The 12,482-nt window shown below is 39.9% G+C and carries 14 protein-coding genes; 3 read left to right on the top strand and 11 right to left on the bottom strand.

Annotation, left to right across the window (positions count from 1 at the left end; all coding sequences use genetic code 11):
* Window positions 1-32: 32 nt before the first annotated feature.
* The 10 genes from ACXYMX_RS04175 to ACXYMX_RS04130 form a co-directional block, all read right to left on the bottom strand.
* Window positions 33-920, bottom strand: coding sequence for a D-alanyl-D-alanine carboxypeptidase family protein (locus tag ACXYMX_RS04175; protein WP_459042981.1), 888 nt, complete (start codon window positions 918-920; stop codon window positions 33-35).
* Between the two features lie 156 nt (window positions 921-1,076).
* Window positions 1,077-1,895, bottom strand: a complete 819-nt coding sequence (kynA, locus tag ACXYMX_RS04170) for a tryptophan 2,3-dioxygenase (RefSeq protein WP_459042980.1) — start codon at window positions 1,893-1,895, stop codon at window positions 1,077-1,079.
* Window positions 1,896-2,528, bottom strand: coding sequence for an arylformamidase (kynB, locus tag ACXYMX_RS04165; RefSeq protein WP_459042979.1), 633 nt, complete (start codon window positions 2,526-2,528; stop codon window positions 1,896-1,898).
* Window positions 2,525-3,796: a kynureninase gene (kynU, locus tag ACXYMX_RS04160; RefSeq protein ID WP_459042978.1), complete on the bottom strand. Its 1,272-nt coding sequence runs from the start codon at window positions 3,794-3,796 to the stop codon at window positions 2,525-2,527. Before kynU ends, kynB begins: the two co-directional genes overlap by 4 nt.
* An 83-nt stretch (window positions 3,797-3,879) precedes the next feature.
* Window positions 3,880-4,491, bottom strand: coding sequence for a response regulator (locus ACXYMX_RS04155; protein ID WP_459042977.1), 612 nt, complete (start codon window positions 4,489-4,491; stop codon window positions 3,880-3,882).
* A gap of 1 nt (window position 4,492) precedes the next feature.
* Window positions 4,493-5,623, bottom strand: coding sequence for a sensor histidine kinase (locus tag ACXYMX_RS04150; protein WP_459043166.1), 1,131 nt, complete (start codon window positions 5,621-5,623; stop codon window positions 4,493-4,495).
* 178 nt (window positions 5,624-5,801) lie between these two features.
* Window positions 5,802-6,854 (bottom strand): Delta(5) desaturase DesA, encoded by a 1,053-nt coding sequence (gene desA / locus ACXYMX_RS04145; protein ID WP_459042976.1) that lies wholly within the window; start codon window positions 6,852-6,854, stop codon window positions 5,802-5,804.
* A gap of 278 nt (window positions 6,855-7,132) precedes the next feature.
* Window positions 7,133-7,465 (bottom strand): bacillithiol system redox-active protein YtxJ, encoded by a 333-nt coding sequence (gene ytxJ / locus ACXYMX_RS04140; protein WP_459042975.1) that lies wholly within the window; start codon window positions 7,463-7,465, stop codon window positions 7,133-7,135.
* A 15-nt stretch (window positions 7,466-7,480) separates the two neighbouring features.
* On the bottom strand, window positions 7,481-9,061 hold the full coding sequence (locus tag ACXYMX_RS04135; RefSeq protein ID WP_459042974.1) for an aminotransferase class V-fold PLP-dependent enzyme: 1,581 nt from the start codon (window positions 9,059-9,061) through the stop codon (window positions 7,481-7,483).
* Between the two features lie 5 nt (window positions 9,062-9,066).
* Window positions 9,067-9,636 carry a glycerol-3-phosphate acyltransferase gene (locus tag ACXYMX_RS04130; protein WP_459042973.1) on the bottom strand — a complete coding sequence of 190 codons (570 nt, stop codon included), beginning with the start codon at window positions 9,634-9,636 and terminating at the stop codon, window positions 9,067-9,069.
* A 131-nt stretch (window positions 9,637-9,767) separates the two neighbouring features.
* Between ACXYMX_RS04130 and ACXYMX_RS04125 the strand changes: the two genes are divergently transcribed.
* The 3 genes from ACXYMX_RS04125 to mscL all read left to right on the top strand — a co-directional run bounded on the left by ACXYMX_RS04125 (window position 9,768) and on the right by mscL (window position 11,228).
* On the top strand, window positions 9,768-10,406 hold the full coding sequence (locus tag ACXYMX_RS04125; RefSeq protein ID WP_459042972.1) for a phosphatase PAP2 family protein: 639 nt from the start codon (window positions 9,768-9,770) through the stop codon (window positions 10,404-10,406).
* 40 nt (window positions 10,407-10,446) lie between these two features.
* Complete coding sequence (locus ACXYMX_RS04120) at window positions 10,447-10,758, top strand: MGMT family protein (protein ID WP_459042971.1); 312 nt, start codon at window positions 10,447-10,449, stop codon at window positions 10,756-10,758.
* 86 nt (window positions 10,759-10,844) lie between these two features.
* Window positions 10,845-11,228, top strand: coding sequence for a large conductance mechanosensitive channel protein MscL (gene mscL / locus ACXYMX_RS04115; RefSeq protein ID WP_459042970.1), 384 nt, complete (start codon window positions 10,845-10,847; stop codon window positions 11,226-11,228).
* Between the two features lie 176 nt (window positions 11,229-11,404).
* Here mscL and ACXYMX_RS04110 read toward each other — a convergent pair whose 3' ends face one another.
* Complete coding sequence (locus tag ACXYMX_RS04110) at window positions 11,405-12,379, bottom strand: nuclease-related domain-containing protein (protein ID WP_459043165.1); 975 nt, start codon at window positions 12,377-12,379, stop codon at window positions 11,405-11,407.
* Window positions 12,380-12,482 lie beyond the last annotated feature (103 nt).

Here is a 12,482-nt window from a genome sequence, read left to right as displayed (position 1 = left end):
ACGAAATATCTGAACATATAGTTCGCGAAGGATTAGTTAAGTACATACTGCTCAATTAGATCTCTCGTTACATTAAACCTAGGACTCGTCCTATCTTCACCGTCTGCATTTACACCAATAACAACCGACACGATCCGTTTACCATTAAATACTCCGGTACTCGCAAAACAGGAACCTGCTTCTTTCGTATAGCCCGTTTTTAATCCGTCGATTCCAGGCATAGCATGTGGCATCCCGGCCAACATTTGGTTGGTGCTCCAAAGCCGAATCCCTTCACTCGTTGTGAAGTCCGTCATTTTCGTAAACTCTAGTATTTCGGGGTGATTCAACAGTAGTTGCTGCGCAATCGTTGCTACATCCCTTGCAGAAGAAATATTTGTATACTCTTTTCCTTTACCGATGTAGTTTCCATCAAGACCACTCGCTGTGAAAAACGTAGTATCCATCATACCGAAAGCTTTCGCTTGCTCATTCATCATAGAGACAAAAGATTCTTCAGTCCCACCAACCATTTCAGCTAGCGCACTTGCCGCATCATTTGCTGAGATTACAGTCATAGCAGTGAACATTTCACTTACCGAGTAAGCTTTACTTGGAGACATTCCCAACTTAACAACAGAAGTATTCTGTGTCATTTCTAGAACATGATCACTCGGTCTATACGTTTGCTCCCAAGATAATGCCCCTTTTTCTAAGGCATTTAAAACTAGATATTGCGTCATCAACTTCGACATGCTCGCAATAGGCAACAACTTTTGGCTATCTTCTTCATAAAGTACAGTTCCCGTTTCAGTGTCCATGACGATAGCTGCTCTTACTTCTTTATTCGTGTCGGCTAATTTAGTAACCATTCCTTTATCTTTTACAACGTATGTTACAGCGAACATGCAAACTACCATAATTAATATCCATCTCTTCATTCCTATCACACCTTCTTTAAAATCAATATCGCACTATACCTATCATGCCAGATAGGTATGAAGAATTTCCTAGGATATTTATGAAGGTTTTCTGAAGGTTTTAGTTCTCAAATAAAGAAAAGCCCTTCCAAGTGAATGGAAAGGCATAAGCTATCATTAAAGTTGTGTTCGAACATCCCATAGTTCCGGGAAAAAACGGTGATCCAATACCGACTTTAAATAATCGACACCCGACGAACCACCCGTACCTTTTTTAAATCCGATAATCCGCTCGACCGTCTTCATATGTCGGAAACGCCACTGTTGGTGACTGTCCTCAATATCCACTAACTTTTCGGCTAGTTGATATAAGTCCCAATACGTATCGATATTACGATATACGTTTAGCCAAGCATCGGCGACGGTTTGATCGCCTGTATAGGTTACTGAAAAATCACGCGTCAACAGGTCTGGATTAATCGGTAGCCCTGCTTTTGAGAGTGCGCGGATAGCTACATCGTATATACTTGGTGATTTATAAGCTGCCTCAAGCTCTTTGGACAATTCTTCGTCTTTCTCATAAATCTTCAAAATATGCGGTTGCTTATACCCAAGACCGAACTCGATCATTCGGTTTTGGTACGACTGAAAACCAGAAGACCTGCCCAATTCTTCACGGAACTCCATGTATTCAGCAGGTGTGAGCGTTGCAAGGACATCCCAAGCTTGAATAATCTGGGTTTGAACTCGAGACACACGCGCCAGCATTTTGAACGCTTCTGGCAATTCGCCTTGTTCAATCGCTACGATTGCTGAGTTTACCTCATGCAAAATTAGTTTCATCCAAAGCTCACTCACTTGGTGAATGATGATGAATAGCATTTCGTCATGATGTCCAGATAACCGTGTTTGGCTCGTCAATACTTTATCGAGATTCAAGTATTCACCGTACGTCATTTGTTCTTTAAAGTCTGTGTAAATTCCTTTGTCATCCATTTAGTTCACTCCTTTAATCGGTCGCAACACTGCGCGCACTGGACTTCCATCGCTATCCGCAAGTGCTAAAGGCAGTGCAATTAATTCATAATCACCGGCCTCTATTTCATCCAGAACTAGGTTTTCTAATATATGGACACCATTCGCATGCAATGCATGATGTGCATCCAATGTTTTGCTTTGTTCTGGGTCAACTGACGGTGTATCCACCCCAATTAAGCGAACACCTCGTTCGTTCAATAAAGGTCCAATATCCGCGCGTAAAAATGGAAACACTTCCGGAAAAACAGTCAAATCCGCACGTTTTCCTGTTTTAAGTAAAACACGCTCCGCTCCGCCAAAATCGAGGGCTTCAAGTTCCGCACGGCCGATGCTTTCCTTTCCCGTAACATCAACGACGCGTGCCTTTCCGATATACAAATCAATCGGTAAATCAAGCACCTTCAACCCATCGTTATCGAAATGAAACGGTGCATCAATGTGCGTGCCCATATGTGTACTCGTCGTAATTTTTCCGATATTTACGGATCCGGTCTCTTCTTTACTAAATGCGACTTCATAGGAAAACGGTGTATCTCCAGGCCATTCGGCAATCCCATTTCGCAGAGGTTGTGAAATATCTATCCATGTCATGCGACGACACCTCGCTTATTTTCAAATTGTTCATAGCGTTTTTCATCCATAATGAGTTTCAACTTTTGTACCGTATGCCAAACATCTTCAAATGAATTATACAGTGCAACGGGCGCCAGTCGAACTCCGTTTGGTGCACGAAAGTCTGGAATAACGCCATCTGTTTTAAGCGCTTTACAAATTCGTGCCGCCTCTTGATGTTCAAGTAAGATATGCCCGCCACGTGACTCATCCATTGGATTTCCGATTGAGAATCCACAGTCTGGCAATTCATGTTGAATTAATTCCAAAAAGTAGCTTGTTAGTTGAAGTGACTTTTTACGGATGCGTGCCATACCTGCTTCTTCGAACATTTTGAGCGATCCGATAACAGGTGCTAAACTTAGTAAATTCGGTGTTCCGATTTGATAGGCACCCGCGTCTGAAGCAGGATCCATCGAATGGTCCATATCAAATTGTGTTTCCTTTTTTGAACCAAACCATCCTGCAAGCCCTGGCGCTGTTCCGAAATGTTGTTCATGAACAAACAAGCCACCAACCGAACCGGGTCCTCCGTTCAAATGCTTATACGTACACCAAAATGCGAAATCCACATTCCAATCATGAAGTGCATGTTCAACTGAACCGACCGAATGACATAAGTCGAATCCGATCAAGATCCCACGTTCATGTGCTGCCTTTGTTAACCGCTCCATATCAAGCACTTGACCACTTCGGTACAGAACCCCTGGCAATACAATCAACGCAATATCGTCTGTCATTGCTTCGATCAGGTCTTCTTCTGTTAAACAACTGCCATCGCGACTTTTCACACGAACAAGATGCTCTGCGGGATCATACCCTTTGAGTGCCAATTGGCTCTTCAGCGCATATATATCTGAAGGGAAATTTAGTTCATCCGCAAGGATTTTTGTTCTATTCCCAGCAGGTTTGTAAAATGTCGCAACCAACTGGTGTAAATTCCCCGTTGTCGATCCTGCAGCTATAACTTCCCCTTTTTTACCTCCTACAATTGGAGCCATTTGTTCCCCAACCGACTCCGACAAATAAAACCATGGATTGTCCCCTTCCGTCCAGCCATCAATTCCGAGCGTTTTCCAGGAATTCAACATATCTAACAATGTCTCTTCCGCACGTTTCGATAGCAAACCTAGTGAATTCCCATCCATATATATACTGTTTCCCTTGAGATAAAACTCATTTCTAAAGTCCGAGAGTTCGTCGGTTTCATCTAATTTCTTTGCATAACCCAGTGAATTTTTATTCATCATTCATTCCCCCTTGTACATGTTGAACCGATTCAAGTCAGAAAAAAAGCAAACAGGATTTGGTTAAAATCCTATTTGCCTTTTTATTTAAACCAACCTTTTTCTTTAAAGCGAGAAATTGCTTCGATTCGATTACCAACACCTAGTTTATCAAGAATTGTAGAAATGTAATTCCTGACCGTGCCTGGTGTTAGATAAAGTTCGCCTGCGATTTCCTTCGTCGTTCTTCCTTCGGCAATTAATTCAAGTACTTGGCTTTCACGATCCGTCAGTGGATTTTCAGTAATATCCCCATCTCCATACGCAATATCGACCAATTCAGGTGCATAGATACGTCGTCCATCCATAATCGTTCGTATCGAATTGACAAGATCTTCAATCGGGCTATCTTTTAATAAGTAACCACGGACACCGGCTTTCCGTGCACGTTCAAAATAACCTGCACGTGCGAAGGTTGTTAAAATTATAATTTTGCAGGCAGACGACTGCAACTCTTCAGCCGCATCGAGTCCTGTTTTGACAGGCATTTCAATATCCATAATGCACACATCTGGTTCATGTTCGTTCACTAAATCTACTGCTTCTTGGCCATTTTTTGCACGACCAACGACTTGCATATCATCTTCCATATTCAGCAATGATCCCAGTGCTCCTAGCATCATCCCTTGGTCTTCTGCTATCACAATGCGTATCATATCAATCACTCTCCACAATATGTTTAATAACTGCAGGCACTCGAATCGAAAGTTTTGTTCCTTTCCCACCTTCTACGGTTAAACTTCCGTTGACAAATTCAAGTCGTTCTCGCATTCCTTTTAATCCACTACCCGGCATCGTCTCGCCGCCTCTAGTAATTCCAATTCCATTATCTTCGACGTCTATAACGAATTCATTTGCCAATTGTTCGAATTTCACATGGCAAGTTGTTCCGTAACTATGTTTCACAACATTGGTCACGGCTTCTTTTAAGCACATACTTAGTACATTTTCAACAATTGCCGGTATTTGAGTAAACGAAGGATCTCCCTCTATCGTTACATCCATTTCAGCAGCCTTCAGCATTTGTTTGATTCGTATTAGTTCGTCTTCCAACTTCGTTGCGCGCATGTCTGCAACGAGTTCTCTCACTTCTTTTAGTGCTGTACTTGCTGTCTGTCGAATATCGTGCAACTCTTTTTCGGCTGCTCTCGGATCACGTGATACCAACTTTCCAGCTAAATCACTTTTCAAGCCGATGAGGGATAGTTTTTGCCCTAATGTGTCATGTAAATCTCGAGAAATTCGTTCCCGTTCCTCTAAAATGATCAATTCAGAAATGCGCTCTTCTGCAAACTCCAATTGGCCCTCCAACTTCTCTCTTTTATTTCGATTGTACAAGTTAAACGGTAAAAGGATCGTCCCGATAATCGAAATAATGATGAAGTGAACTTGAGGCAGAAACAAATTTATATCTATAAAAAATCCTGTTACAATTGCACCAATCGAAAAAGCAATGTGCAGCCCATACATTATGAAAAAACCAACTGAATTTCGTATGTTTCCAATAAAAAATGCGGTAAAGATTGATAAGTACACATAGCCAAAAAGCAGCGTCATAATTACGTTAATAACCATTTCGAAACTAAGCCACATATAAACAAGGCCACTTTTTGAGCGAAAGGAAAAAATAAAAGAAAGAAAATATAATAATAATAACGAAATGCCTATAAAAATTTCTAATGGTGAGGATGATCTGAAGATGAAAAAGAACGGCAATAAGCAAAACACGACCCATGCGTAAATACTTAACCATGGATTTTTCGGAAAAATACTGTACCAACTTTGCACGCTATTCATTCACCGCCTATCTGATTGTTCCATTATAACCCTAATTATAGATAAAGGAAAAGCCATTCAACTAGTGTCGAATGGCTTTTCTTTTCCTATTTATAAAGACTTTGACATCCTTGAAGCTCAATTCCAGCTTAGGAACTGGAACTTGCCAGATGCGTATTTTTTCTACGAATTATTTAACATCAAAACTCGTACGCTTTGGTTTCAAATCAATTGAAGTTTTCGGCAGTTTCAAACGGTCCTTAACTTCTTTAAAACTGATGAATCTCTTCTTGTCTTCATCATACAAACGATACTTTAACGATGCTAAACTTGTTTTAATCGTAATTGTCGTTGTGTTGTGAAGTGGTGGCACAGATTCATGTGCTAATTCTAAATTATAGTTTGGCACACGAGGTGATAAGTGATGAACGTGATGGTACCCAATATTACCAGTTGCCCATTGCAATACTTTTGGAAGTTTGTAATATGAACTTCCGTCAATCGCAGCTTTTACATAATCCCACTCGGACTCTTCTTCAAAATACGAATCTTCAAACGTATGTTGAATGTAGAATAACCAAATTCCTAGAGAACCTGCTACAAACATAATCGATCCTTGAACGATTACAAATGCCTGCCATCCAACAAGTAGAATCATTACTGTATAAAGTACAACCAAAATTGCATTGATTAAATGCGTATTGTTGCGCTCTTTTTTACGTGCATCTTTTCTATTAAATCGGCTTGTTATTAAAATAAGGTAAATCGGTCCAAATCCAAAAAGAACGATTGGGCTACGATACACGCGGTAAGCGAAACGTTGCCATTTTGTAGCTGCTACATATTCTTCAACTGTCATAACCCAAATGTCACCAATTCCGCGCTTATCAAGATTTGAACTTGATGCATGGTGAATCGCGTGCTCACGCTTCCACTTTTCATAAGCAAAAAGTGTAAGTACTCCAGTCATTGTACCAACGATATCGTTCAACTTTCTATTTCTGAAAAACGAACCATGTGTACAGTCATGAAAGATAATGAATGTTCGAATTACAAAACCTGCGGCGATAACTGCGAAACCAAGTGTTAGCCAGATGGAGATTGACAAACTTTGATACGCCAGAAACCATAGGATTAGAAATGGTGGAATTGTGTTTATAAGTTGTATTACGCTCTTTTTATTGTCTGACTTTGCAAATGGGGCAACATCTTTGTGCAACTGCTTTGTTTTTTCTTTACTCATGTTATCCTCCCTAGTGGTTGTTCTTATTTTTTATTCATTCGTTATATCTAATAATAGTACCTAGTCACATTTTGCAATAGAGATAAGTGTCATGACTTTCATATGATAACTGTCATGTATTGTGAAGTATTTCACATGCTTACTTATTAGTTTGAGTAAATTTACGATAAAAAAATAAGACTTCCCTTATTTACTAAGGAAAGTCCTATCCACATGTGCATAGTTGAATTAAAGAGTTGTTTACATGTGCATAACTTTTAAATCAAGTTGTCCACATGTTAAGCGAGGTTGTTTTCTGCTAATCCTCTGTTGATTTCAGAAGCTAAGATAACGGTGTGAGATGCATTCCATACTTGTTCACCGTTATTAATGATAAATAGTTGTGGAGATTGATGTTCAACATCTAGTTTTTCGGCCATTTCATTGGAAACTGGACGACTATCTTGTACTGTCAAAAAGTATTTCGGCATTTCAGTCTCATAAGCTTCCACACGGTCATAGGCTCCCGTACTAATCGGACATGTAGTACTATGCTTAAGCACTAGTAAAGGTCCCTTTTTTGATTCTTCTAAAACGTTATTCCATTCTTCGATCGACTGTAGTTCTTTCATTATTAACATCTCTCCTTATTTTATATGTGTGCTTGACAATATTCGTAATACACTAAGCATATTGTACAAATCTTTTTCTGTCACGTGATTGAGACAGGCGATTTGGAATAAATTCCTCTTTTTCAAATAATCGCTTTCATAATGAACATGGAAACCATTCATAAATAAATTATCGCCCAATTTTTTTACTGACATATTTTCAGGCATTTGAATCGTAAGAATAGCTGGTGTTGCAACTTTTTCATCCGCAAGCACAGAAAAACTTATTTCTTCCAAACTTGTACGTATTTTTTTAGCGCGTTCAAAAACTAAATCATAGATTTCACTAGGGTTCCCGTATTTTTGAAGGGCTGTATCTAGTGCTGATAGTAGGTTGGACGATTGCGAGTAAGGGATTCCGTTTGCTTTGACATACGTTCCAAGATCCAAATAACGCGGTAACGTCTCATTTGGAAGTACTTCTTCATTATGAAAAACAAATGAAATTCCCGTATAGCTCATTAACCCTTTCCCACTCACTCCGGATGCAAATAAAACACCTTGAAGATTAACAGGTACGACTCCAATTGCACTTATGCAATCGACAACTAGCGCGATATTGTCCTCTGAACAAGCCTCTTTCAACATCTCTATATCATTCAGTACACCTGTTGACGTTTCGCTTTGAACCGCCCATAGCCAATCATAGGAATTTGTTGAAAGTTGAATTCCAAGTTGTTGCTTATCGAATCCCTTTCCCCATTCAGCTTCTAGTGTTTCAAAATCCAAACCAAAACGAGTTGCGTGATCCGTGAGCCTAGAACCAAATTCGCCATTCACTAAAATTAACCCTTTACCGCCACGAACTTTTAATTGTCCCGCGATTACGTCGTTAGCTAACGTACCTGTTCCATGAAGAATCTGCACGTCTTTTGCCAGGGTTAGTGAAGTCAATTTTGCTTTCACTCGGTTCAATATACTGTTGAACTGGGAAGAACGATGTGAGAAAGGTTGCATCATTATTGTTTGTTGTACTTCTTTTGAAATCGTAACAGGTCCTGGCAAAAAGTTAATAAGCGGTTTTGCAAGTTTTCCAGCAATGCCTTCATCAAATGTTTTTCTAGTTAAATACATCGGTTGGAATGCCGCTTCTTCATTGCCTGTGAGTTCGGCAAATGGTACAAATCCTAAATGATTGTATAGCTTTTGTTCTCGGACAGTACCCGATATGAAAGCTGCGTCATACCCAGCTTTCAAACAGTACTGCACCAATGCTTGTGCAAGCCCCATAAATGCCCGCCCATTTCGATAGTTCTTTTCAATAGAAAGAAGTCGAATTTCAACCGGGTTTTCAATAGTGTGAGTAAAGTAGCTTTCTACCTTCCCAATCTTTCCGTCGAGTGAGAATGGGCGTTGACTTCGAACTGCGGACATCCCTATAACCTTTTCATCTTTTAAACAAATAATATATGTATTTTCATCGTGAAATTTATCCACGAGCGAATGCAATTCATTTTTACCGTGTTGCGGAATTTCTTCAACAAAAGTCTCATAATTTAATCGATGAATTTGTTCGAATTCTGAAGTTGTTTCTGCAATTTTGTATACAAAACCCATAGATCTCACGCCTTTCCTAAACTACGTTTTTCTTTTATGTTCGTACGATGCGCAAAAAGGATGAGCCCTATTAGTACACAAGCTATGAGTACAGTAGGAAGTCCATACGACAATAGAAGTAAACAAATCGGTACGATTGATATTGCCCCCAATCCAGCAATCGTAAAGCTTTTCACAAACGGATAAAGAAGTAAAAATGCTCCAATGAGCGGTCCTATAATGAATGGGTTAATGACAAGAAGCCCCCCAAGAAATGTCGAAACACCTTTCCCACCACGAAATGAAAAGAGAACCGGATAGATATGGCCAACTACTACGGCCAGTAGCACGATAAATTCTAGTAGAGATTCGAATCCTGCTAATCTAACGACGATAATAGGAAGCGCACCTTTTACTGCATCTCCAATGAACGTTAGTATAAAAGCTTTTTTTCCAAACAGTCGCCCAATGTTTCGTGCACCCGGATTACCACTGCCTTCTTCCGTTATTCCTTTTCCCTGAAACAATTGACTTACAAGAGAACCCGTAAGTAGATTGCCTAGAAAATAAGAACCGACAATTAATAGAAAGATCATACGTATCCATTCCTTTTGAAAAACACTTGTTTTGTCCATTTTACCATTACTTGTTTGTGTTCGGTATTCTTTATTATGCCCGCTTTTCGTAATTTACTATATAATTGATACGTATTGGAAAGAGGGAGACAATGAAGAAGTTAAGTACTGTTTTTAGTATTTGTATTGCTTTGGGGATATCCTTTAGTTATTTAGCTATTTCCATTAGCACCCCGACGATAAAAAGGTTTGATTCAACGATCATCAGTTTTGTACAAGCCCTTGAGACGCCATGGTTAACATCTTTACTGAAGTTTTTCACATGGATTGGATCTGGGTTTATTGCTGTTTTATTAGCTTGTATAGTTTCACTCATACTATTTTTTGTCTTCCAATATAAAAACCAGGCTGCTTTACTTCTAGTAGGTATTGCGGGTACCGGTTTGCTCAATATAATTCTCAAACTGTTCTTCAAGCGAGAGCGACCAGAAATTTATAGATTGGCAGATGCAAGTGGATATAGTTTCCCAAGCGGACATACGATGCTAGCTTTTAGCTTGTATATACTTCTTGGCTTCATCGTTTGGAGAAACGTGACAACTCGAGCAAGTCGTGTTCTGTTAGTCATAAGTATTGGCATGATGATAACGCTCATCGCCGGCAGTCGTATTTATTTGGGTGTTCATTATCCAAGTGATATTGCCGGTGGAATTTTAGCAAGTGCCTTGTGGATCGTACCTCTGCTAGTAGCTTATCGAACTTATATAGCTCGCAAGATCGATCGTGTTTAATCTTTTTATAATCAATTCCTATTAGTGAGGTGGCCATTTATTGAACCCGTTTACTGAACGAGTCATTCAAATTATTAAAGGTATTCCAACTGGACATGTAATGTCATACGGACAAATTGCCGCTGCGGCAGGAAGTCCACGTGCAGCGAGACAAGTTGTACGTATACTCCATTCAATGAGTGACAAGTACGAACTCCCTTGGCATCGGGTTATTAATGCACAAGGTGAGATTTCATTTACAGGAAAAGACCAACATGCTTTGCTTGTAGCCGAAGGAATTATATTCAAAGCGAATGGGAAAGTCGATTTCGGAACGTATAGGTGGTTCCCTGTTGAAACTTGGGAAGAGTAAATTTATAAGGGTCAATAATAAAGTGGTTTTGTAATATAGTAAAGCGGGTATGTAATCCAAGATTAAAGTAAAAGGAGTTGGAATCTATGTTAAAAGATTTTAAAGAGTTTGCGTTAAAAGGGAACGTAATGGACCTAGCGATAGCTGTTGTCATTGGGGCTGCGTTTGGTAAAATCGTTAGTTCTCTAGTTGAGAACATTATTACACCACTTGTAGGTATTTTACTTGGTGGAATCGATCTCTCAGGATTGTCAAAAACAATCGGTAATGCGGAAGTAACGTATGGCGTATTCTTGCAATCTATTTTTGATTTTCTTATTATCGCTTTCGTTATTTTCATGTTTGTTCGCTTTCTTGCAAGGTTCAAGAGAAAAGAAGAAGCTGTGGTCGAAGAAGCACCAAAAGTCGATCCTCAAGAAGCACTTCTTGCAGAGATTCGCGACTTGTTGAAAGAACAAAACAAGCACTAATTTTGAGTTGAGGACATTCCGGGTGCGCCGGGATGTCCTTTTTTGATGGATTTATGGATATCGGCGGTTAGGGTCGGTTTATCGGCGTTCAGTTGGGTGATATCGACGCTTGTGCTCTGTTTATCGACGTTCAACGGCTGGATATCGGCGCCTACAACACACTTATCGGCGAATCATTACTTTTGACCCACCAACTTCCTATCCATATCGGTCAATTCCATCCAATACACACGCCCTTTATTCACCCCTTTGGATGAAATCTCCATTCGACCGAGTAATCGCTTCACCATACTCGCATTAGTCGTCTGAAGAAACTCCCGGCACTCGTGATTCGTCAATGTGCCGCCCAGTAACATAAACCGATCTAGAATTGCCTGTTCATGCGCTTGTCGACAAAAATACTCACATCGTTTACAAGCCCATCCCTTAGAAATCCGAATCATTCCAGCAATTCCACATCGTTCGCAAAGGACACCTGTTTGAATCAATTCTGGATTTATCCCATACCTGGCACAAATCGGAAAAGGATTGTACTCACGATGACTCGCAACCAGATCCGAAGCGATTTCCAACACATTGACGGATTTCAGCGGAGTTGAAATCTCATGTAAACTCCTCAAATACCCAGGGACTTCAAGCGGAAAAAGGATCCTCAAATTTTCTCGATCATTTTCAAACTTTTGTCTTGGACTTCCAAAAACAACCGCACCTTGAATCGGCATGGCAATTTGACGCGCGTGCAACCAATCCCCTAGCAGCGACATATTGCGTTCCAATTGAACCGATGGACATTCGAAAACATCCACTTGCCCATTTTCAAGCGTCCGTTCCATTTGCTTTCGATCTTTCGGAAAATAGATTTTCCCCGCAATATTTTTCACCTCTAAAACGAACGCACCACGTGAAGTTAAAAACAAAGTATCGATCTGAAATTTACCCGACGACTGTAAATTCAAGTCATGAAAAACATAATGTTCAAACGGAAATGTATATTTCTCAAAAATAGAAATCAACCTACTTTCACCATTCACACCCGCTTGTGCAATACGTAATTCCTCTTTAATCGCTGTATTCCTCTGTGACTCCTGCATCAGTCTGCGCTCCAGTGCTTGCAACCCAAACACTTTATAAGAAACCCCTTTTTTCTTCATGATCAATATGAACACCCCCTATTGCTGAGCGTACCAAAGAGTTGAATTGAAAACTATAGATTGTCTAACATCTTTAATTTGGGGTCTTTTTGTAGATGAAACC

The sequence above is a fragment of the Sporosarcina sp. CAU 1771 genome (genome assembly GCF_054482775.1).
This window is presented reverse-complemented; position numbering and strand designations above follow the sequence as displayed.

Coding starts and splice junctions, on each gene's coding strand:
- ACXYMX_RS04175 (WP_459042981.1), bottom strand. CDS start 920: ATGAAGAGATGGATATTAATTATGGTAGTTTGCATGTTCGCTGTAACA.
- kynA (WP_459042980.1), bottom strand. CDS start 1,895: ATGGATGACAAAGGAATTTACACAGACTTTAAAGAACAAATGACGTAC.
- kynB (WP_459042979.1), bottom strand. CDS start 2,528: ATGACATGGATAGATATTTCACAACCTCTGCGAAATGGGATTGCCGAA.
- kynU (WP_459042978.1), bottom strand. CDS start 3,796: ATGAATAAAAATTCACTGGGTTATGCAAAGAAATTAGATGAAACCGAC.
- ACXYMX_RS04155 (WP_459042977.1), bottom strand. CDS start 4,491: ATGATACGCATTGTGATAGCAGAAGACCAAGGGATGATGCTAGGAGCA.
- desA (WP_459042976.1), bottom strand. CDS start 6,854: ATGAGTAAAGAAAAAACAAAGCAGTTGCACAAAGATGTTGCCCCATTT.
- ytxJ (WP_459042975.1), bottom strand. CDS start 7,465: ATGAAAGAACTACAGTCGATCGAAGAATGGAATAACGTTTTAGAAGAA.
- ACXYMX_RS04135 (WP_459042974.1), bottom strand. CDS start 9,061: ATGGGTTTTGTATACAAAATTGCAGAAACAACTTCAGAATTCGAACAA.
- ACXYMX_RS04130 (WP_459042973.1), bottom strand. CDS start 9,636: ATGATCTTTCTATTAATTGTCGGTTCTTATTTTCTAGGCAATCTACTT.
- ACXYMX_RS04125 (WP_459042972.1), top strand. CDS start 9,768: ATGAAGAAGTTAAGTACTGTTTTTAGTATTTGTATTGCTTTGGGGATA.
- mscL (WP_459042970.1), top strand. CDS start 10,845: ATGTTAAAAGATTTTAAAGAGTTTGCGTTAAAAGGGAACGTAATGGAC.
- ACXYMX_RS04110 (WP_459043165.1), bottom strand. CDS start 12,379: ATGAAGAAAAAAGGGGTTTCTTATAAAGTGTTTGGGTTGCAAGCACTG.